General features: G+C 40.8%; 23 protein-coding genes. 22 read left to right on the top strand and 1 reads right to left on the bottom strand.

Features of this window, described 5'->3' with window-relative positions; translation table 11 throughout:
• Positions 1 to 75 precede the first annotated feature (75 nt).
• From AC3DKS_RS04310 to AC3DKS_RS04210, 21 genes are all read left to right on the top strand, one after another.
• The gene (locus AC3DKS_RS04310; RefSeq protein ID WP_272606738.1) at positions 76 to 2,412 is read left to right on the top strand and encodes a multicopper oxidase domain-containing protein; all 2,337 of its coding nucleotides are present in this window, start codon (positions 76 to 78) and stop codon (positions 2,410 to 2,412) included.
• Between the two features lie 3 nt (positions 2,413 to 2,415).
• The gene (locus AC3DKS_RS04305; protein WP_015752932.1) at positions 2,416 to 3,708 is read left to right on the top strand and encodes an APC family permease; all 1,293 of its coding nucleotides are present in this window, start codon (positions 2,416 to 2,418) and stop codon (positions 3,706 to 3,708) included.
• Between the two features lie 57 nt (positions 3,709 to 3,765).
• Positions 3,766 to 4,326, top strand: a complete 561-nt coding sequence (locus tag AC3DKS_RS04300; RefSeq protein WP_238528088.1) for a hypothetical protein — start codon at positions 3,766 to 3,768, stop codon at positions 4,324 to 4,326.
• Positions 4,327 to 4,383: 57 nt separating this feature from the next.
• A complete protein-coding gene (locus AC3DKS_RS04295) occupies positions 4,384 to 4,575 on the top strand; it encodes an SHOCT domain-containing protein (RefSeq protein WP_015752930.1) in 192 nt (63 codons plus the stop codon).
• A 4-nt stretch (positions 4,576 to 4,579) separates the two neighbouring features.
• Positions 4,580 to 4,966 (top strand): DUF302 domain-containing protein, encoded by a 387-nt coding sequence (locus AC3DKS_RS04290; protein WP_015752929.1) that lies wholly within the window; start codon positions 4,580 to 4,582, stop codon positions 4,964 to 4,966.
• A gap of 10 nt (positions 4,967 to 4,976) precedes the next feature.
• Positions 4,977 to 5,444: a DUF302 domain-containing protein gene (locus AC3DKS_RS04285; RefSeq protein ID WP_015752928.1), complete on the top strand. Its 468-nt coding sequence runs from the start codon at positions 4,977 to 4,979 to the stop codon at positions 5,442 to 5,444.
• A gap of 20 nt (positions 5,445 to 5,464) precedes the next feature.
• Entirely contained in the window at positions 5,465 to 6,094 is a 630-nt protein-coding gene (locus AC3DKS_RS04280) for a DUF3347 domain-containing protein (protein WP_015752927.1), read from the top strand.
• Positions 6,095 to 6,547: a heme-binding domain-containing protein gene (locus tag AC3DKS_RS04275; RefSeq protein WP_015752926.1), complete on the top strand. Its 453-nt coding sequence runs from the start codon at positions 6,095 to 6,097 to the stop codon at positions 6,545 to 6,547. It begins immediately after the preceding gene.
• A gap of 24 nt (positions 6,548 to 6,571) precedes the next feature.
• A complete protein-coding gene (locus AC3DKS_RS04270) occupies positions 6,572 to 7,090 on the top strand; it encodes a DUF3347 domain-containing protein (protein ID WP_015752925.1) in 519 nt (172 codons plus the stop codon).
• Between the two features lie 143 nt (positions 7,091 to 7,233).
• Positions 7,234 to 7,764 (top strand): hypothetical protein, encoded by a 531-nt coding sequence (locus AC3DKS_RS04265; RefSeq protein WP_015752924.1) that lies wholly within the window; start codon positions 7,234 to 7,236, stop codon positions 7,762 to 7,764.
• 553 nt (positions 7,765 to 8,317) lie between these two features.
• A complete protein-coding gene (locus AC3DKS_RS04260) occupies positions 8,318 to 9,823 on the top strand; it encodes an FMN-binding glutamate synthase family protein (RefSeq protein WP_015752923.1) in 1,506 nt (501 codons plus the stop codon).
• Entirely contained in the window at positions 9,820 to 10,377 is a 558-nt protein-coding gene (locus AC3DKS_RS04255) for an ion channel (protein WP_015752922.1), read from the top strand. The genes AC3DKS_RS04260 and AC3DKS_RS04255 overlap by 4 nt, the downstream gene beginning before the upstream one ends.
• A gap of 4 nt (positions 10,378 to 10,381) precedes the next feature.
• Complete coding sequence (locus AC3DKS_RS04250) at positions 10,382 to 10,852, top strand: YybH family protein (protein ID WP_015752921.1); 471 nt, start codon at positions 10,382 to 10,384, stop codon at positions 10,850 to 10,852.
• 13 nt (positions 10,853 to 10,865) lie between these two features.
• Positions 10,866 to 12,092: a permease gene (locus AC3DKS_RS04245; protein WP_041326885.1), complete on the top strand. Its 1,227-nt coding sequence runs from the start codon at positions 10,866 to 10,868 to the stop codon at positions 12,090 to 12,092.
• Between the two features lie 2 nt (positions 12,093 to 12,094).
• Positions 12,095 to 12,847, top strand: coding sequence for a heavy-metal-associated domain-containing protein (locus AC3DKS_RS04240; RefSeq protein WP_015752919.1), 753 nt, complete (start codon positions 12,095 to 12,097; stop codon positions 12,845 to 12,847).
• Between the two features lie 35 nt (positions 12,848 to 12,882).
• Entirely contained in the window at positions 12,883 to 13,281 is a 399-nt protein-coding gene (locus tag AC3DKS_RS04235; protein WP_488072523.1) for a DUF2911 domain-containing protein, read from the top strand.
• A 1-nt stretch (position 13,282) separates the two neighbouring features.
• Entirely contained in the window at positions 13,283 to 13,990 is a 708-nt protein-coding gene (locus tag AC3DKS_RS04230; protein WP_272606736.1) for a PepSY domain-containing protein, read from the top strand.
• Positions 13,991 to 14,014: 24 nt separating this feature from the next.
• Positions 14,015 to 14,503: a DUF305 domain-containing protein gene (locus AC3DKS_RS04225; RefSeq protein WP_148214265.1), complete on the top strand. Its 489-nt coding sequence runs from the start codon at positions 14,015 to 14,017 to the stop codon at positions 14,501 to 14,503.
• Between the two features lie 28 nt (positions 14,504 to 14,531).
• A complete protein-coding gene (locus AC3DKS_RS04220) occupies positions 14,532 to 16,343 on the top strand; it encodes an efflux RND transporter periplasmic adaptor subunit (RefSeq protein ID WP_012813851.1) in 1,812 nt (603 codons plus the stop codon).
• A 464-nt stretch (positions 16,344 to 16,807) separates the two neighbouring features.
• A complete protein-coding gene (locus AC3DKS_RS04215; RefSeq protein WP_012813850.1) occupies positions 16,808 to 17,005 on the top strand; it encodes a hypothetical protein in 198 nt (65 codons plus the stop codon).
• A gap of 9 nt (positions 17,006 to 17,014) precedes the next feature.
• The gene (locus tag AC3DKS_RS04210) at positions 17,015 to 17,224 is read left to right on the top strand and encodes a GDCCVxC domain-containing (seleno)protein (protein WP_474730860.1); all 210 of its coding nucleotides are present in this window, start codon (positions 17,015 to 17,017) and stop codon (positions 17,222 to 17,224) included.
• Between the two features lie 159 nt (positions 17,225 to 17,383).
• Here the strand turns inward: AC3DKS_RS04210 and AC3DKS_RS04205 are convergent, their stop codons facing one another.
• A complete protein-coding gene (locus tag AC3DKS_RS04205; RefSeq protein ID WP_012813849.1) occupies positions 17,384 to 18,445 on the bottom strand; it encodes a site-specific integrase in 1,062 nt (353 codons plus the stop codon).
• A 170-nt stretch (positions 18,446 to 18,615) separates the two neighbouring features.
• On the opposite strand from AC3DKS_RS04205, the gene AC3DKS_RS04200 reads away from it, so the two are divergent.
• Positions 18,616 to 19,038 (top strand): hypothetical protein, encoded by a 423-nt coding sequence (locus AC3DKS_RS04200; protein WP_272606735.1) that lies wholly within the window; start codon positions 18,616 to 18,618, stop codon positions 19,036 to 19,038.
• The last annotated feature ends 275 nt before the right edge of the window (positions 19,039 to 19,313 follow it).

Raw genomic sequence — 19,313 nt, 5'->3', positions numbered from 1 at the left:
TAGAATCACATAGGGTAAGGCATGAGCAACTGAACGGTTATTTTCTATTGACTGTGAACTTAAAAATTAACACCTATGAATACTAAAATAACGACACTACTGATTTCTTTGATGTCACTGGCAATCAATGCACAATTCGTAGCGAACGACACTGAAGAAAACATTGACAACTGGCCAGAACGGGTCTATGATTTGACCATTGGTTACGAAACGGTCAACTATACAGGGAAGGATGTAAAGGCGATGACTATAAATGGTGGTATTCCCGGGCCAAATCTTGAATTTAACGAAGGTGAATTCGCCATTATCAACGTGACCAACAAAATGGATGAGGAGACCTCCGTGCATTGGCACGGTTTAATTCTTCCAAACTTTTACGATGGCGTTCCTTATCTCACAACACCACCCATAAAACCGGGCGAAACCCAACAATACAAATTTGCGCTAAAGCAATCAGGTACTTACTGGTACCATTCACATACAGGTCTACAAGAACAAAGGGGCGTTTATGGCTCAATCCAAATCAATCCTAAAGATACTGATTTGGAATATGATAAAGATTTAGTGCTTGTCCTTTCCGATTGGATGGACGAAAATCCTAAAACGCAGCTTAAAAATTTAAAGCGGGGCAATGAATGGTATCTCATCAAGAAAAACCAGGTACAAAGCTGGGATAAGGTTATTGCCAAGGGTGCCGTTGGTGCCAAACTGAAAATGATGTGGCAGCGTATGCCCGATATGGCCATACTTGACAATTATTATGACCTGTTCTTTATCAACGGACGGGCAGAACAGAACTATCCCGATTTCAAACCTGGCGAAAAGGTCCGTGTACGATTTGTAAATGCCGCGGCTGCCACCTACTTCTGGCTCACGTTTGGGGGCGAGGACCCTATGCTGATTTCTGCGGACGGTTTGGACGTAGTCCCCGTAAAGAAAAATAAAACCCTTATCGGCGTTGCCGAAACCTATGACTTTATCGTAACCGTTCCCGAAAGCGGTAAATTGGAAATCCGTGTCACCTCACAAGACGGTTCCGGACAGGCTTCCGCCTATATGGGGACAGGCGATATCTTGAAGGCACCCGATGTACCCGTACCTGACCTTATAAAACAAATGCAGCAACTCATGTCAATGGATATGAAGATGGGTGCCCCTGCCGCTAAGTTGAATCCTTCAAAAAACGATTCCATTAAAAAGATGATGAAATATGCCATGAAGATGGATGGAATGCAAATGGATGGGATGAAAAAGGACAAAGATTCCACCAAAATGAAGGGCGACGGAATGGCTCATCAGGATATGAAGTTGAAGGAAGACAAAATGCAAATGGACGGTGGAATGAATATGGGCTATATGGTGCCGCAGGACAAAGTGATCGGTGATAATATGAAAACAGGTGGTAATCCAGAGTTCAACTATCATTATCTAGAAGCTCCCGGCACTACCGAGTTTGAAGAGGGTAAACCTGTGCGAGAGATGCTGTTCAACCTTACCGGGAATATGAACCGCTACGTTTGGTCAATCAACGGTGTGCCGCTTTCGGAAACCGATAAGATTAAAATCAATCAGGGCGAAGTCGTGCGCATTACACTTAACAATATGACGATGATGCACCACCCGATGCACCTGCACGGGCACTTTTTTAGGGTGCTGAATGAAAATGGTGATCGCAGTCCGTTGAAACATACGGTAAACGTCGCACCGATGCAGAAAGTAGTTATCGAATTTGACGCTGTTGAGTACGGCGACTGGTTCTTCCATTGCCACGTTCTTTACCATATGAATAGTGGTATGGCGAGAGTGTTCAGTTATGATACCCCTCGTGATGAACGCTTAACGGGCTATCCACTTTCCAACTTGACTACTGAAGCTGACCACATCTGGACGTGGGGCGAGGTAACGACGGCCAGTCACCTGAGCGAACTTTTTCTTACGGCCACCAACATTCGCAATCAGTTTATCCTTCGTGGCGAATACGGTTGGAACGAAAACTTGGAAGCTGAGTTTACATATGAACGTTGGCTCAATAGCTACTTCAGGGTGTTTGGAGGAGTAAACATGGAAAATGAGATGGAAGATAGTATGGATGAGATTTCCACAACAGGTGTCGTGGGTGTACGCTATTTGCTTCCACTGTTAATCGATTCAGATTTACGCATCGATAACAAATTGCGACCTACCATTTCATTATCTACAGCCACGATGATTTTTAGAAATGTGGCCCTCTATGGTGAATATGAATATCAAATGGATTTTGGTTGGGTCAATGACTTTGAACCAGGAACCGATTTTGAAAAAGAGGTTACCTGGCAAGTAGGCCTCGAATTTGTTTTAAGTAGGGATTTTTCGTTAATGGGAAGTTACGACAACCGCTTCGGCGCGGGTGGTGGCCTGTCATTAAGATTTTAACTAATGGCACAATACAAAAAAAATAGCCTGAGCTTGACCGGAGCTGTATCCTTGGGTACGGGTGTAATGATCGGTGCGGGAATTTTTGCCCTTTTGGGCCAAGTGGCTGAGTTATCCGGGCAATGGTTTCCCATTGCATTTTTGGTCGGTGCCATTATTTCAGGGTTTAGTGCATACTCCTATATAAAAATGTCAAATGCCTATCCATCCGCAGGTGGAATAGCCAATTACCTGAAAAAGATTTATGGTAAGAGTGCATTGACCGCTTCCGGAGCCTTATTGATGGCCTTCTCAATGGTCATTAATGAAAGTCTGGTCGCACGAACATTTGGCTCGTATACTTTACAATTGTTCGATGTGGGCGATGATAGTATTTGGGTTCCGATTTTGGGTGTTCTGCTATTGGTCGTAGCCTTTTTGATCAATATTTCAGGAAACAATGTTATTGGCAAATCATCCTTGGTCATGGCCATCTTGAAGATTGGCGGTATTTCCATTTTTGCCATTGGTGGACTTTGGGCCGCCGGATATTCTTTTGGCGAGGTACTACCATCCGGCGATTTGGGCGAGTATCCAATAACAAGTTATTTAGGGGCTTTGGCCTTATCGATTTTGGCGTACAAGGGGTTTACCACGATAACCAATAGCGGGGACGAAATTGTAAATCCAAATAAAAATGTAGGCAGGGCCATTATCATTTCTTTGGGCATTTGCACCTTGGTATACCTATTGGTCGCGTTTGCGGTATCATCTAATCTTTCCATAGAAGAAATTATAAAAGCCAAAGATTACTCATTGGCAGAAGCGTCAAAACCGGCCTTTGGCAAGTATGGTCTTTGGTTTACGGTAGGTATCGCAATTGTAGCCACGATTTCCGGAGTCGTGGCAAGTGTTTTTGCGGTATCTAGAATGACGGCCATGCTTACCGATATGGAGCTTATTCCCCATAACCATTTTGGTATGTCGGGTGGTATCCAAAGGCATATGTTGGTATACACCGTTGTCTTAGCCATCACCTTGACCGTTTTGTTCGACCTCACACGAATCGCCTCCTTGGGGGCGATCCTCTATCTGATTATGGATATCGGAATCCATTGGGGCATCTTAAAAAATCTGAAAAAGGAAATAAAGGCAAATACCTACATAATCGCAACTGCCATCTTTCTGGATTTTATCGTTCTGGGAGCTTTTCTGTATATAAAGGCATTGAGCGATATACTGGTGGTAGTCGTGGCAGCAGTACTGATGGTACTCATATTTACAGGGGAAAAATGGTTTTTGAAAAGAAAAGATTAGTCCGATATAAAATCGGACACAGTATAGAAGATTTATTAATCCAAAAAATTGGAAAACATGAAAACGACAGTAAAGATTTTAGTAGTAATCGGATTTATTGGAACAATTACGGGATGTAAATCAACTTTCAATGCTTCCGAGACCATGCAGGTCGAAGAAAATAGAAATGCCATTTACCAGGAAATTATCTCGAACCCGGTACAGTTTACAAACTTCATCAGTGAGGCTCGGAAAAACGAAGAGGCCAAAAAGATATTGATGAAGACCCATATGGAACAGATGGAGTCGGGAAATATGAAAATGATGATGGACAAGAATCCTGAAATGAAGGAAAAAATGCAGGCCCATATGCAGCAAATGATGGAAAAGAATCCTGAAATGAAAAAAAAGATGCATTCCAAAATGCTGGATAAAATGATGGAAAGCGAAAAGGGCCGCAAGATGATGATGGAAAAAATGCACAACAATGAAATGATGAAAAAGGAAATGAAGGAAAGAATGAAAAAAATGATGGAAGCAAATCCTGACATGATGGAAGAAATGATGCAGAAGATGATGGAAAAAAATCCCGGAATGATGCAAAAAATGAAAGAGAAAATGAAGAATAAAGGGCAGTAAACACCCGAATTCCATTGGAAATGAGAACAATTTATGTAACAATTAAAAGATACAGCTATGATGATGTGGTGGTGGATACTGATACCGATCATTTTGATATTGGCCATATTCCTTTTCAGAGGAGGAAGTCCGCGAAGCTCTAAAAGCAAGGAAAATCCAATGGCTATCCTTGACAACCGTTTCGCAAAGGGCGAAATGTCAAAAGAGGAATACGAAGAACAAAAACGAACGATTAATTCTAAAAACTAAGAAGATGAACTATTATTTCAATAAAACGCTGAACGAAGACTTTGACAAAGTAATCGAAAAGGTTACCGAGGAACTAAAAAACGAAGGTTTTGGTATTCTGACCGAAATCGATGTCAAGGAAACCTTGAAAAAGAAATTGGACGTCGATTTCAAAAAGTATAAAATTCTGGGTGCCTGTAACCCGCCCTACGCACATAAAGCATTGGAGGCCGAAGATAAGATAGGCACTATGCTTCCTTGCAACGTAATCGTGCAGGAAATCGAGGAATGTACGGTAGAAGTTGCCGCGGTAAACCCGATGGCCTCGATGCAAGCAGTAGAAAATGAAAAATTGACCGAGGTGGCCGATGAGATAACTTCCAGGCTTGAGCATGTGATCGGAAAACTTTAAAAACGAGAGGATGGAAAACGGCAAAGACAAAAGGGAGATTCCCAATCAAAATTATAGCGAGAGCATGAATACCCGCTATTGTGTAACAGAAAGATATAATCTCACTTTTGGGGAAGCGGTCAAGAATGTGAAGGATCAACTTGATAGGTTGGGCCTTGATATCGTGGCCGAATTCGATGTTAAGGAATATTTGGGCGTAATAATGAAAGATATGCCCAAGCATCTTATTCTCTTGGTCTGTGACCAAGATACCGCCGCTGACCTAATCGCCAACGATATTCAAATGGGCATCTTGTTTCCCTGTAACGTGACCATTAAAGAGATAGAGGATGAATCGGTGGTAGAGGTTTCAATGGAGGATACTTCGGTTACCTGGTCTTCTTCCCTTAAAAAGGATGTCGAAGAAATAGCAAAAAAAACAAAGGAAAATCTAAAAAAGGTCCTTGACAATATCGGACAAACAAATTTTAAACTGTAAATCTAAAATCAAAACCGAAAATGAAAAAAGCAAACGTAACAACCGGAATCTTGGCCATGGCAATCATAGCCCTAATGGCCACATCTTGTAAAGACAAGAATAAGGAGCAAGAAAACCAAGAAGGCCACAATACCGAACATCTGGATGACAGCGGCCACATGGACGGTACCATGGAAGACCATTCACAAATGGACCAAGATAATATGAACCAGGGCGGAATGGCTATGATGTCATCAGAAGTCGTCGCGGATTATCTAGCGCTCAAAAACGCCCTTGTATCAGATGATAAAGACGGTGCAGCAACGGCAGGGGAAAAGCTGGAAGGTAGTCTTAAGGATTTTGACACGAGCAAATTTTCAGTCCAACAACGGGCCGAGTTAGCAGACATTATTGAAGATGCCACAGAGCATGCGGAACATATAGCCAAAAGCGACATCGGGCACCAACGCGAGCACTTTGATATTTTGAGCAAAGATGTCATTGACCTATTGGCTATAACAGGTTCGGAAAGAACACTTTACCAAGCCTATTGTCCCATGTACAACAATAATAAGGGAGCACAATGGTTGAGTGCCACTGAAGAAATAAAAAACCCTTATTACGGAAGTAAAATGATGACCTGCGGTAGTGTACAAAAGCAGATCAATTAAGTGAAGGCGGTAAAGGTCACAGGATGGATTTTGCTGGTTGCATTGGTGGGCATCCAATTTGTGCCCACCGAACGCAATAAAAGCGATGTGGTACCAAAAACGGACTTTATGGTCGTAAACGAGGTGCCAAAAAATGTTGAGAGCATCATTAAGACCTCTTGTTATGACTGCCACAGTAACAATACCGACTATCCTTGGTACAACAAGGTGCAACCGGTAGCGTGGTACTTGGAAGACCATGTGGAGCATGGCAAGGAAGAATTGAATTTTAATGAATGGGATTCCTATTCATCGCGAAGAAAGAATAGCAAACTAAAATCCATTATAAGCCAAATCGAGGATGATGAAATGCCCCTTACATCGTACACCCTCATCCATAGGGATGCAAGACTTTCGGACACCGAAAAGAAAATCGTTTTGGATTGGGTATCAAAATTAAAGGACAGTCTATAATTGAATAACTTAAAAAGGGTAACAATGAAAATTTTGAAAAACGGGGTTTCAGCCGTTGTGATACTGACCCTTACTTTTTCTTACGCACAGGAAAAGATAAAGTTGAACCATGACCATAGCAAAATGGAAATGAAGCAAACGCCTGTTGAGTTCGGTAATGAGAATGTGGCCTATGCCTACGAACATTATGAGCACGTAAAAAATGATCTGGTCGGTTCAAATCCTGGAGATGCCCAAAAGGGTGCTGAGATGTTGAACGAAGCACTTGGTAAAGTTGAAGGTGCCGATGCCGCATTATCGGCATCACAAAAGATTGCCGCTACGGATATCTTAAAGGTACAGCGAAAAGCATTTTCAGAACTGAGCACTGAAATGGAAGCACTTTTGAGAGGAAAAATAACATCCGGCAAATTGTATAAGGATTTTTGTCCTATGGCCTTGAATGGGGGCGCCTATTGGTTATCCTCTGTCGAGGACATCCGTAACCCATATTACGGCGCCCAAATGCTCAGTTGTGGAAAGGTGGCGGAAGTAATCGAATAATTAAAGCCTGATATGGGAAGGGGCGATTTAGTTTGGTTGGTTAGTTGGTTAGCCCCTTCCCTTTCAGGTAATATCCGGTTGGTATTGGCCATAGAATTGAACGCCAATTTTAGTGCTACAAAAGCAGTCTAAATAGAAAATAAATGGAAGAATTAACCCTTGGCATTTTCGTTGTGCCCACCATAGTGTTGACTTTGGTCATTTTGGGCTATTTATATTTTGCGAAACAGGTAAAAGACGAAGGGGAATATAAGAGGTTTGTGTTTGCAGTGGCAGTAACGGCTTTTATGTTGAATTTTATATGGGAGCTAACTCAGGGCCCACTGTACGAAGGGTTCGAATACGATTTGAAACATATTTCCTTCTGTGCTTTGGCATCCGTCGCCGATATGTTGATGGTATTCATACTTCTTTTTGCATTCGGACTCATTTTTAAAGATGTGTATTGGATGCAAAATTGGGGGTTGAAAAGAATATTGTTCTTGGTCCTTGTCGGATTTTTCGGGGCGATCCTGGCTGAGGTTTGGCATACCGCTAGGGGTGATTGGTCCTATGCCGATGCCATGCCGCGATTGCCAATAGTAGAAGTGGGCCTGTCTCCCGTACTTCAGTTTACAATATTGCCATGGCTGATTTTTTTGATTTGCAAGAAGTTTATAAAGGAAAAAGTATAGTAAGATATAGCTCTAGGCGGGCTTGGGAAGCGTTTTTATTTGGTTAATTATTTAGCATTTCCCATTTCTGCCCAGACAATAGTGTCGATGAACAAAGTCCTGTTATGGGAAGGGAATATTTAGTAAATGGTTAGTGTTTAATGCCCTTCCCTTGACAGGCACAAAGAATGAATAGCATGAAAGATTGTTGCGATACAAGCAATAACAAACAGCAAAACAAAACAATTTCTTTTGGCCAAATTGACCCTTGCCAGTATATTTTTTCATCTTGGTTTATTGGGACGTATGTGGCCAGTATTTGGGTACATCGGCGTTCAGAGGGATTAACAGAAATGGCAAAACGTGTATTGGCATAACACGATTAATATGCCGATTGAACACTATGGTCAAGTGTCCTTGCTGCTAATCTGAAAATAATAAGCCTGTTTTGGATCAAAATGCACCGTGGATTTGAAATAGCATTGTCCGAGGCAGGACATCATGGTTCGCAGTTGGATTATATAGAAGGCTGGACTACAATGAAAGTGATAGGCATTTTAACGAATCAAGGACAATGAGAAGAGGATTTATTATTATGAGCGTTTTATTGGTTTTGGTATTGGCAGCCATGCTCATTTTGTACCCTTTATGGTGGGGTGTCGCTTTAATAATAATTCCTTTGTTGATTTTAGGACTGATCGATTATTGTCAGAAATCCAACAACATAAGGCGTACCTATCCATTATTTGGAAGAATAACCAATCTTCTGGAAAAACAACGGCATGTATTCCAAGAAATCGTTCTCCTGAACAGGGCGGAAGGAAAGCCCTTTAACTGGATACAAAAGGAAATAATCTATAAGCGTGCCGCGGATGCTAATAAAAGCCAGCCTTTTGGCACACAAATACCGTATGATAAGGTGGGTCGTGAATGGTTTACACATTCCACCTATCCGGTAAAAGAAGTAAACGATGATTTCAGGGTAACGGTGGGTAGTTCTTTGTGCACACAGCCCTATTCTTCAAGCATACTAAATCTGTCAGGAATGAGCTACGGCTCAATTAGCAAAAACGCAACCTTGGCCCTTAATGGCGGTGCTAAAATTGCTGGTTTTGCCCAGAATACGGGCGAAGGTGGTTTTACGCCTTATCACCAAGAATATGGTGCTGATATCATATTTCAAATCGGAACCGGTTACTTCGGATGCCGTACCAAAGAAGGTAATTTTGACACTGAAAAGTTTAGGGATATCGCCTTGCATGAGGTAGTAAAAATGATCGAGATCAAAATTTCACAAGGGGCCAAACCAGGATTTGGTGCGATACTACCTGCAAAGAAAAACACAGAAGAAATTGCAAAATTCAGGGTTGTTGAAAAGGGTAAACAAATTTTATCACCTCCGCATCACTCAGCCTTTGGAAGCGATGAGGAAATGATTTTTTTCATTGATAAATTGAGAAAACTTTCCAATGGCAAACCTATAGGAATAAAACTATGTATCGGGCAGAAAGATGAATTTGATAGTATGGCTCAAAGTTTGGCTAAAAATCAAAATTATCCAGACTTCATAGCCATCGATGGTGCCGAAGGAGGTACGGGCGCTGCCCATATGGAATCCCTACATTGGGCAGGGCTGCCAATAGTAGAGGCCATTCATTTTGCGCATTCTACGTTAGTAAAACACAAGATTCGCGATGAGATAAAATTAATGGCTGCAGGGAAAATCATTTCGGCTTTTGATATCTATCGAATGCTCGCACTTGGAGCAGATGCATGCTATAGTGCCAGAGGAATGATGTTTGCCCTGGGCTGTGTACAATCGTTAAAATGCAATTTGGACAAATGTCCTACGGGAATTACCACAATGGAGCCGTCGAGGGTAAAATCTTTAGTTGTGGAAGATAAGAAGGCCAAAGTGGCAAATTACCATAAAAACACGATGGAAGCTTTTAAAGAGTTACTGGGTTCAATGGGCCTTGAAAATAGGAAGGGCATACAAAAAAAATACATTGTTAGGCGTATAAACGAAACCGAGACAAAGACTTATGACGAAATTTTTGTAAACCCCTCAAAGGAGTGAGTGAAGAAAAAGATATAGAAACCACAGCTGCCTTTTATTGGCAACTTTTCAATAGTTCAAAGTACGTACTATTGATTGTGCTTCTTGCTACTGCTATCGGGCTCTATGTCCTGCCTAATATTGATGCTTCTTATGTTGTGATTATACTTTTAGCACTTACGCTAAGTAAGATAGGTTTTATAATAGCCTTATCCTTTAATCAATTGATGAAAATTATTGGTCAGAGCCATTTATTGAGCCACGTTTTGGTTTTGTTCGGATATCTAATCATACTGATAGTTTTTTCATTTGCAATAGATTACACGGCATTACACCTTATTGATTCTGCTCATTTTAAAATAAATAATAGTTCGGGAAGTAATGGACTGTTGGCATTTTTCAACATGTCCTATTTCAGTTTGATTACATTCTCATCTGTGGGATACGGCGATATAGTTCCAATAACCGTTACAGCTAAAACCTTGGTGGTCCTTGAAGTGGCCCTTAGATTTTTTGTGCTCGTCTTTGGTATTGCAAATGTGAATAGAATTCGAGTAAATAACCTTAAAACTTAAAAAGATGAGAAAATTAACTACAATCTTAACGCTTTTCGCAATAACCACGAGTCAAGTGTACTGTCAAAATGCGAAGAAGGAAAAAGAAGCTGTGCTTAAAGTAATGAAATCATATAAAGAGGCCCTACAAAACCTTACGACCGAAGGTACTTACGAGTTATTTGCAAGCGACTCAGAAGTATTTGAATCCGGTGGAGTCGAGGGCTCCTATGCGCACTACATAGAACATCACCTAGGACCAGAATTAGAGCATTTCAAAAAGTTTGATTTTTCAGATTATCAAATTGATGTAGAAGTGGACTTGCCCTACGCATTTACTACTGAAACCTACATCTACACCATCGTTCTCAACCCAAATGATAAAGGCGAGGGTAGAACGATAAAGAAAAAGGGGGTGGCAACTTCTATCCTTAAAAGGGTAGATGGTAAATGGCAGATAATAAAAACACATTCATCATCCAGAAATGCAAAATAATAAAATTTAACCTGTGAGTGAATTTTTACAACAATGGGGAGAAGCAGCCTATACGACTACCGGGTTTTTCTGGATGGCGCTTTGGGCATTCATTTTGGGCTACATCATAAGTAGTATGATACAGATATTTGTGACCGAAAAACGAATGCAGAGAACTATGGGAAAAGACGAATCCAAAAGTGTGCTGTTGGGTACGTTTTTCGGGTTCATTAGCAGCTCGTGTAGTTTTGCGGCTTTGGCAAGTGCAAAGTCTCTATTTAAGAAGGGGGCGAGCTTTGTCTCTTCTGTCGCATTCTTATTGGCATCGACCAATTTAGTTATAGAATTAGGAATTATCATTTCAATTTTTTTAGGATGGCAATTTGTGGTCGGTGAATATATGGGGGGCTTGTTATTGATATTAATTTCGTGGATTCTCATCCGTACTGTCAACCCCATAAAACTGATTGAAGAAGCACGTAAAAATCTAGAAGGGCAGGAAGATGATGAAATGTCTGACAACCAAGACTGGAAAAAGCAGATTCAGCAAGAGAATAGCTGGGCACGAGTTGCCAAGAAATACAAGATGGAATGGCAGATGGTGTGGAAAGACGTAACCGTAGGCTTTACAATTGCCGGAATAGTAGCAGCATTCGTCCCTGATTCATTTTTCCAAACACTATTCATAAATAGTGGCCAGGGAAATACCGATTTTACATTTTTGGAAATACTCGAACATGTCATCGTTGGGCCTGTCGCAGCATTTTTAACTTTCATTGGGTCTATGGGCAACATTCCTTTGGCAGCATTACTATTTGGCAAGGGCGTGAGTTTTGCTGGGGTTATGGCCTTTATTTTTAGCGACTTGGTGGTCTTTCCAGTACTGCGAATCAACGCTAAATATTACGGCTGGAAAATGTCGATTTTTATTTTATTCCTATTATTCACCGCATTAATAGTAGCCTCATTGGTGTTGCATTACTCTTTTGACCTGATGAGTATATTGCCAGACCCCTCACAGGTCAAGTTTCAGGATAAGGATCATTTCAAAATTGACTATACCTTCTATTTAAACATTTCCTTCCTCGCAATTTCAGCATTTCTGATATACTTGGGGTTTTTCAAGAGGAAGGATGTAGAGCACTCAATGAGCGAAATGGCACCGAAGAGCCCATTTCTGGAAAGCGTTCTAAAATATGCTGCTTATATCTGTTATGTGTGGTTGGTAGGTGGACTGATTGTAAAATTCTTTATAAAGTAATTATGAAACACACTTATCACATACAAGGGATGACCTGCAATGGTTGTCGTACTAGTGTTGAGGATAAGCTTTCAAAAGTAAGCGGTGTCACAAACGCATCCGTAAACCTCGAAAAGGAAGAAGCCGTTATACAAATGGATAGCTATATTGATACTGCAACATTTCAAAAAGTTCTTTCCGAAAAATATACCATTTCAGAAAAGAGGGCAGAGAAAAATGCTTTGGTGAGTACTGATAATGATGCAAATAACTTTTTCGCGAAGGGGGAGACTGAAAAATCAAAACTACAACAGCTCAAACCCTTGCTCATCATTTTAGGGTATATCGCTATTGCAACAATATTACTGAACTATCAGCGGGAAAATTGGAATAGTGCAATGCTCGACTTTATGGGGTTGTTTTTCATTGTTTTCAGCTTCTTTAAGATTTTGGACTTGAAAGGCTTTCCAGATAGTTTTAGAATGTATGACCCGCTTGCAAAAGTAGTGCCAGCCTATGCCTGGGTATATCCATTTATCGAATCAGCGCTGGGATTGATGTTCTTGATACGTTTTGAAATACCTATCGCATTGATTGCTACGCTAGTCATTTTGGGAATTACAACCGTGGGCGTTACCAAAATATTACTGGACAAAAAATCAATACAATGCGCTTGTCTGGGGACAGCACTCAAACTACCAATGACCGAAGCTACCTTTATCGAAAACGCCATTATGATTGCAATGGCAGTCGTTATGTTAACAAGAATACTTTAGGGATACACAAATTAAGAGCATCACGAATGAAAAACATGATAGTAGTATTTGGTATTTTCCTTATCGCTTCCTGCAAACAAGAATGTAAAGGGCCCAAAGAAAATGTGACGAAAGAAGTAGAAACAGTTTCTCAAGCCGCTGAATCCGATAAGAAAAAACCATTTAGTCCGCATACCGAAACAATGACTATGGTGGGCGATGCGCAAATTCCTATTGATTATTCGTCGCCAGGAGTTCGAAACCGCAAAATTTTTGGTGGTTTACTTCCCTTTAATGCAAGTGATGTTGTATTAAGGTTAAAAGTCACGCCTAAGATTACAGAAGAAATCAAGGAACATTTGGAGTATAGAATCGTTAAAGCAACAGAAACCTCTGGAACAATCTCAATGAGTTGGAAAAAAGTCACGATCGAATTTCCTTTTGATATAAAGTAGGATGGTCAGTAGAAAAACAGCAAAATGGATTAGAAAAACACACCGCTACTTGGGCCTCTTTTTAGGTGTTCAGTTTCTGATATGGACAATAAGTGGTATGTATTTCAGCTGGACAGACATAGACGAGATACACGGTGATCATTATAAAAAGGCATCACCTGTGCAGACTTCTTTTAATGATTTGCTCGGCACATCCCAACTTGCCACAAAAGAACCCGTCCAATCTTTGGAACTACTGGAAATAGCAAATGAGCCCTACTATTGGATTAATGAAGCACAGCTTTATAATGCTAGAACAGGTCGAAAGAAAAATGGAATCTCTAAAGAAGAGGCACAGCAAGTTGCAAGTAGGTATATGTTAGCCGATTTAAAAATAGCTGAAATTCAACGAATCGATACGGTAGATAAACATCACGAATATCGAGGTCGTCCACTTCCGGCTTATGAAATTTCGTATGAAACACCTCAAAATTTAAAGGCCTATGTTGCTATTGAAAATGGTGCATTTCAAACCGTAAGACACAGGGATTGGCGTTGGTTTGATTTCCTTTGGATGACTCATACAATGGATTATCAGGGAAGGGATGATTTCAACACGGTCCTATTAAGGGCATTTTCACTTTTAGGATTGATAACAGTCTTAAGTGGTTTTGTACTATGGTACATCAGTTCCCTATCAATCAGAAAACTGAAGAAGAAATTTAAATAATTAGTAATAAAATAACCAAAAAGCATGAATTCAATCGAAAACACAACTTCAGGAAAATCAAAAAATCAGTATACACGCTTTGTTGCAATGCTTTCCTGCTCCTTTTTGGCCATGTATATCACCATGTATCTGAACACCTATGAATGGGACCATGTTTGGTTTAGCCTTACGCGATTCTATATGGTTTGCCTTGGTATCGCAGCTATGGCCATCATAATGTTTGTAGCAATGCGTGGTATGTACCAAAATAAAACGAAGAATGTGGCTATAGTTCTGGGAAGTATTATCCTCTTTACAGGGGCTTTGATCTTGGTAAGGGAGCAACGTTCTACTGTCGGTGACATACTTTGGATGAAAGCGATGATACCACACCACTCTATAGCCATTTTAACAAGTGAAAGAGCCGATTTAAAAGACCCGGAAGTAAAAAAACTGGCTGAAGAAATCATTAGAGCCCAAGAGAGAGAAATTTCTGAAATGAAAGCAATGATAAATCGCCTTCAGGAAGAATAACATTGTAGAACAATACAACAAACAAGTTATGAACAAAAATATCATTTATATTGGAACGGCCCTTATCGTAGGACTCTTGGCGGGATACTTTATTTTCAGCATTTCGGCGGAGGATGAGATAGCGGTAAAGGACTTGTCAGATATGTCAGATACGCACGACCACTCTGGCGAAACGGCCGAACAAATGTGGACCTGCTCTATGCATCCACAAATTATGCAGCCAGAACCTGGCGATTGTCCTATTTGTGGAATGGATTTGATTCCAGCGGATACCGGGACCGAAGGTCTTAGTGCCAATGAAATTAGGATGACCGAAAATGCTATGGCCTTGGCCAACATACGTACTACTGTGGTCGGTGTGGGCGGCATGGATGGAAATTCCTTAAAACTTTCAGGGAAGATTAGGGAAAACGAAGAGGCCAACGCTGTACAGGCTACTTATTTTGGAGGCAGGATTGAAAGATTGTATGTAAACTATGCCGGAGAAAGGGTGGCGAAAGGAAGACTACTTGCTACAATTTATTCCCCTGAACTGGTGTCGGCACAGCAGGAATTGTTAACCGCGACATCGTTGAAAGAATCCCAGCCTGCTTTATACAAGGCCGTCCGTAACAAGCTAAAATTATGGAAGCTATCTGATAAACAAATCAATGGTATTGAGGAGTCAGGACAAGTTCAAGAAAACTTTCCCGTTTATGCCACTGTATCTGGAACGGTAACAGAAAAACTGGTCGAAGAAGGAGACTATGTTAAACAGGGCCAGCCTCTCTATAAAATAGCAAACCTGAATTCTGTCTGGGCGGTATTTGATGCCTATGAAAATCAGATAGCATCCCTAAAGACAGGTCAAATAATCAAGCTTACTACCAATGCATATCCGAACAAAGAATTTACGGCAAAGGTATCGTTTGTGGATCCACTGTTGAATTCCACTACGAGAACGGTAATGGTCCGTGCTGTACTTAACAATTCGGAAGGCCTATTAAAACCTGGGATGTTCGTAGAGGGAAGAATAGATATGCCGAACGATGAGTCGGGTAAAGTGATAAGCGTTCCCTCAACCGCGGTGATGTGGACGGGCGAACGTTCTGTCGTCTATGTAAAGACCAACCCCGACGAACCGATTTTTGAAATGAGGGAAGTCTCATTGGGAAATACCAACGGCGAAAGTTTTACCATTTTGAGCGGACTGGAAGGCGGCGATGAAATAGTGACCAACGGAACCTTTACAGTGGATGCCGCTGCCCAGTTGCAAGGAAAAAAATCGATGATGAATGCAAAAGGCGGCAAGACGATGACGGGTCACGAAGGACATTTAGGAATGCAACCAGAAAGTAGCGAAACGTCCGAACCTACTGTTGATCATGCCAAAATGGACAAGCGTTTAAAGGTTTCCAATAATTTTCAAGAGCAGCTGAAAGTTGTTTTTGAAGGGTACACGCTTTTAAAAGATGCCTTGGTCGCCGACAACGCGGGTAAAGCCCAGTCTTCTGCAAAAGAAATCGGGAAAAGCCTTGACGGGGTAGATATGAAATTACTTGAAAATGATAAGGCTCATAACCATTGGATGACTCTTCAAAAGGAAATAAGAGCCTCTGCCAATGCTATTGCAATTGCCACTGAAATTGCTGAACAAAGAAGTCATTTCAAGCATTTATCGGCCCATATGATAAGCACAATACAGCTTTTCGGCATTAATCAAACCGTTTTCAGCAATTACTGTCCAATGGCAGATAGCAACAATGGTGCATACTGGGTAAGTCTGGAAAAGGAGATTCGTAATCCGTATTACGGAGAGGAAATGTTAACCTGCGGAGAAATAACGGCCACATTACGTTAATCAAATACAGTCCAAGGGGTTATATTTTAGAAAGGTCAGGAATCCAAAAGAAGAAGATGGAAAAATTAAGAGTTATGCCAAATAACATAACTACGGCAAAAGTCGGTCTATATACCCCTCATATGTATGTGATATAAACTCTGGTAACGCTGTTTATCATGACTAATTGGAGTAAGTATAAATATTGGAGTAAGTATAAATAGTCGCATAGCGGCATTAAGTCATTTAAGATTAAGAACGACGCTGAAATCACTCTGAATTTTTAATTGTATGATGATGAGCGAGAATCGAAGGAAACGAAGAAAAAATAAAAGAAAACCCACAAAAGATGGTATTAGTAGGAAAGACAGAGTTTATGGCATACTTGCCATAGTGCTTTTGTTCTTGATAACGACAATATTGGTTTTTGTACTTGCTTTTTCCTAGAACAAGAAGTTGATTTTTTGGGAAGTCTACACCTGAATATGGATGAATATGCTTTTAAAACAATCATCGATAAAGATAACAATACCATTTTGGGCGCACATCTTATCGGGCCTCATTGTGAAGAAACCATCAATCTTTTCGCAATGGCGATAAAGACCAAGATGACCATAAGCGATTTGCGGACAATGATATTTTCATATCCTACAATGGCATCTGACCTAACCTATATGCTCTAACTATTATTTATGGAAACTACTATATTAAAATCCACGATTACCTGCCCAGAATGTGGCCACAAAAAAGAAGAAGAAATGCCAACAACGGCCTGTCAATTCTTTTATGAATGTGATAATTGCAATCAAGTATTAAAACCAAATGACGGGGATTGCTGTGTATTCTGTTCTTACGGTACTGTGGCCTGTCCACCTATTCAGCAGAACTCCTCGTGTTGTTAACTTTAGTTTATTGCGACCTCTCGATTTACCGTTGAGGTATGTGTATAAAAATACTATCCATAATCTTCATTGATATCTTACAAGATATAATATATCAAAACTCAATTCCGTAGCATCATGGGTAAGCGAAATGGTTTTGACAGCGTTCTCAATGTGAAATCAGTCAATTTGAAGAACCGGTAATTTGTCGATCGCCTCGTCTTGTAGTTTTTGCACATAATTCAGGTATTTCAAGGTACTTTGTGTTGAGCTGTGACCCATGGCATCTGCTACGGTCTTTAAATTCGCACCGTGAATAAGGAGCTGGCAGGCGAACGTGTGCCGGGCACAATAGAAGGTAATGTGCTTTTGGATCCCTGCCCGTTTCACCCAGTATTCAATTGCTTTATTTACCCCGTTGTTACTCAACTTTTGCAATTGAAAAACAAATTCATTTCGACCTTTTGGTTCACCTAAAATGATTAGGGCTGTTGGATTCAGGCGATTATTGATTATTTCTCCCGTTTTGTTTCGGTATGTAATCAAGCGGCCTTTATTGATGTTCGACCATTTCAGTAGCTTAATTTCTGCCAGGCCCAGGGAAGTATAACAGGCAAAGAGGAAAGCTCGCTTTACTTCTGAATTTCCGCAGTGAGTTGTAGCCAGAATCTGTAATTCTTTCGTATCAAGAACTTGTTTCCGGATCGTATCGTCCTTATTCGGATTCGCAAAGCGAATATCAGCCGTAGGCATTTCCCTTAAATATCCTTTAATTTTGGCCGCCTTTAAAATTTTCTTGAAACGAGTGAAATAGTTATGCGCGGTTTCGCCCGTAAGCCCGGATTCATGAATCAGATAGTCCTTAAAAGCTTCCATGACCTTAGGGGTAATTTGGGCAAAAGTCAATCTGGTATTTCCCAAAGCCACTTTGAATTTTTGAACGGCATTATGTACAATTCGAACATCCTTAAATGGATAATTGCTGAGATAATTCTCGGCAAAGTCAAAAAAGTTCAAGTTCGTAAGGTGACTTGGAATATGTCCGGTTGACTGGGAGAGGAGTTCCAATTCTCTATTAGCCCTAATTCTTTCTGCAATTCGTTTTTTCTCCGTCCGATCAGAATCCTTAGGGGAAATACGTATTTTTAAGAATTCCCTCCAACGATCGCCATGGTGGTGAATGTCCAAATAGAGACTTCTATCTCCCGATTTCAGTTTTCGACTTCTTAGATGTACGGCCATTTTCAGGTGACGGAAAAGTGACGGTTTAGGACTAAAAATAGGAAATAGAAGGAAATCAGCAGAGAACTTTAACAATTTAAAAATCTGATAAACAGATAAATAGAGGCATTTTGAGTCAAAAAAAATGAATTCATAAATCCCACCCGAGGTACGAATAAACCAAAAAAAGAGTGAAATGCGAGCGGGCTTCCAAAAAGGAAGCTCGCTTCTTTTTTGGAAGTAAGCGAAGCGTTTCTTTTTTTGGTTTTCAAAACGAGCGAGTAGGGAAGCTTGCCGTCAGGCAAGCAATCCCACCGCGAAGTTTTGACTTGTTCCTTATTGAGAATGTGTTGATGGAGCGAGCAGGGAAGCTTGCCGCCAGGCAAGCAATCCCACCGCGAAGTTTTGACTTGTTCCTTATTGAGAATGTGTTGATGGAGCGAGCAGGGAAGCTTGCCGCCAGGCAAGCAATCCCACCGCGAAGTTTTGACTTCTCCCTATTCTACTCTTTTAATACCCGGCCTGAATATGCTCCGTTTTGGGTTAACCTGCCGTCTTACCATGGTGACGCATGGGGTGTCATGTTCTATGTATTTACGGAAAACCATATCTGAAGAAACGGGAAAAATAATAACTTGAGGGAGTTCTTGCGATTTTCCAGCAGGGCATCTGTATACCCGATAAAGCGACCCACGCAGGTCGCTTCCGTTTTGCCTAAATCAGCATCTGCGAAATTCTGAAAATGGACGGGTCTGAGAACTCTTAAATGAGTCTGTTTAATTTTAAGGCATAAAAAAGCCCCCGTAGAAAGGCGAGGGCGTCCTTAGATGTTTTCACAACGGAATAATCCTTATTGTGAATTGCTTTCAGACTCTAAATCTAATAAAAG

This window comes from Robiginitalea sp. (assembly GCF_982776155.1).
The sequence above is the reverse complement of the archived record's forward strand: the minus strand, read 5'-3'. Positions and strand labels throughout refer to the sequence as shown.

Excerpts from the sequence above, each read along its gene's own strand:
- AC3DKS_RS04310 (WP_272606738.1), top strand. The coding sequence starts at position 76 with ATGAATACTAAAATAACGACACTACTGATTTCTTTGATGTCACTGGCA.
- AC3DKS_RS04215 (WP_012813850.1), top strand. The coding sequence starts at position 16,808 with ATGGATGAATATGCTTTTAAAACAATCATCGATAAAGATAACAATACC.
- AC3DKS_RS04235 (WP_488072523.1), top strand. The coding sequence starts at position 12,883 with ATGATAGTAGTATTTGGTATTTTCCTTATCGCTTCCTGCAAACAAGAA.
- AC3DKS_RS04270 (WP_015752925.1), top strand. The coding sequence starts at position 6,572 with ATGAAAATTTTGAAAAACGGGGTTTCAGCCGTTGTGATACTGACCCTT.
- AC3DKS_RS04210 (WP_474730860.1), top strand. The coding sequence starts at position 17,015 with ATGGAAACTACTATATTAAAATCCACGATTACCTGCCCAGAATGTGGC.
- AC3DKS_RS04265 (WP_015752924.1), top strand. The coding sequence starts at position 7,234 with ATGGAAGAATTAACCCTTGGCATTTTCGTTGTGCCCACCATAGTGTTG.
- AC3DKS_RS04205 (WP_012813849.1), bottom strand. The coding sequence starts at position 18,445 with ATGGCCGTACATCTAAGAAGTCGAAAACTGAAATCGGGAGATAGAAGT.
- AC3DKS_RS04290 (WP_015752929.1), top strand. The coding sequence starts at position 4,580 with ATGAACTATTATTTCAATAAAACGCTGAACGAAGACTTTGACAAAGTA.
- AC3DKS_RS04295 (WP_015752930.1), top strand. The coding sequence starts at position 4,384 with ATGATGATGTGGTGGTGGATACTGATACCGATCATTTTGATATTGGCC.
- AC3DKS_RS04220 (WP_012813851.1), top strand. The coding sequence starts at position 14,532 with ATGAACAAAAATATCATTTATATTGGAACGGCCCTTATCGTAGGACTC.
- AC3DKS_RS04300 (WP_238528088.1), top strand. The coding sequence starts at position 3,766 with ATGAAAACGACAGTAAAGATTTTAGTAGTAATCGGATTTATTGGAACA.
- AC3DKS_RS04225 (WP_148214265.1), top strand. The coding sequence starts at position 14,015 with ATGAATTCAATCGAAAACACAACTTCAGGAAAATCAAAAAATCAGTAT.
- AC3DKS_RS04260 (WP_015752923.1), top strand. The coding sequence starts at position 8,318 with ATGAGAAGAGGATTTATTATTATGAGCGTTTTATTGGTTTTGGTATTG.
- AC3DKS_RS04305 (WP_015752932.1), top strand. The coding sequence starts at position 2,416 with ATGGCACAATACAAAAAAAATAGCCTGAGCTTGACCGGAGCTGTATCC.
- AC3DKS_RS04240 (WP_015752919.1), top strand. The coding sequence starts at position 12,095 with ATGAAACACACTTATCACATACAAGGGATGACCTGCAATGGTTGTCGT.
- AC3DKS_RS04280 (WP_015752927.1), top strand. The coding sequence starts at position 5,465 with ATGAAAAAAGCAAACGTAACAACCGGAATCTTGGCCATGGCAATCATA.
- AC3DKS_RS04285 (WP_015752928.1), top strand. The coding sequence starts at position 4,977 with ATGGAAAACGGCAAAGACAAAAGGGAGATTCCCAATCAAAATTATAGC.
- AC3DKS_RS04230 (WP_272606736.1), top strand. The coding sequence starts at position 13,283 with ATGGTCAGTAGAAAAACAGCAAAATGGATTAGAAAAACACACCGCTAC.
- AC3DKS_RS04250 (WP_015752921.1), top strand. The coding sequence starts at position 10,382 with ATGAGAAAATTAACTACAATCTTAACGCTTTTCGCAATAACCACGAGT.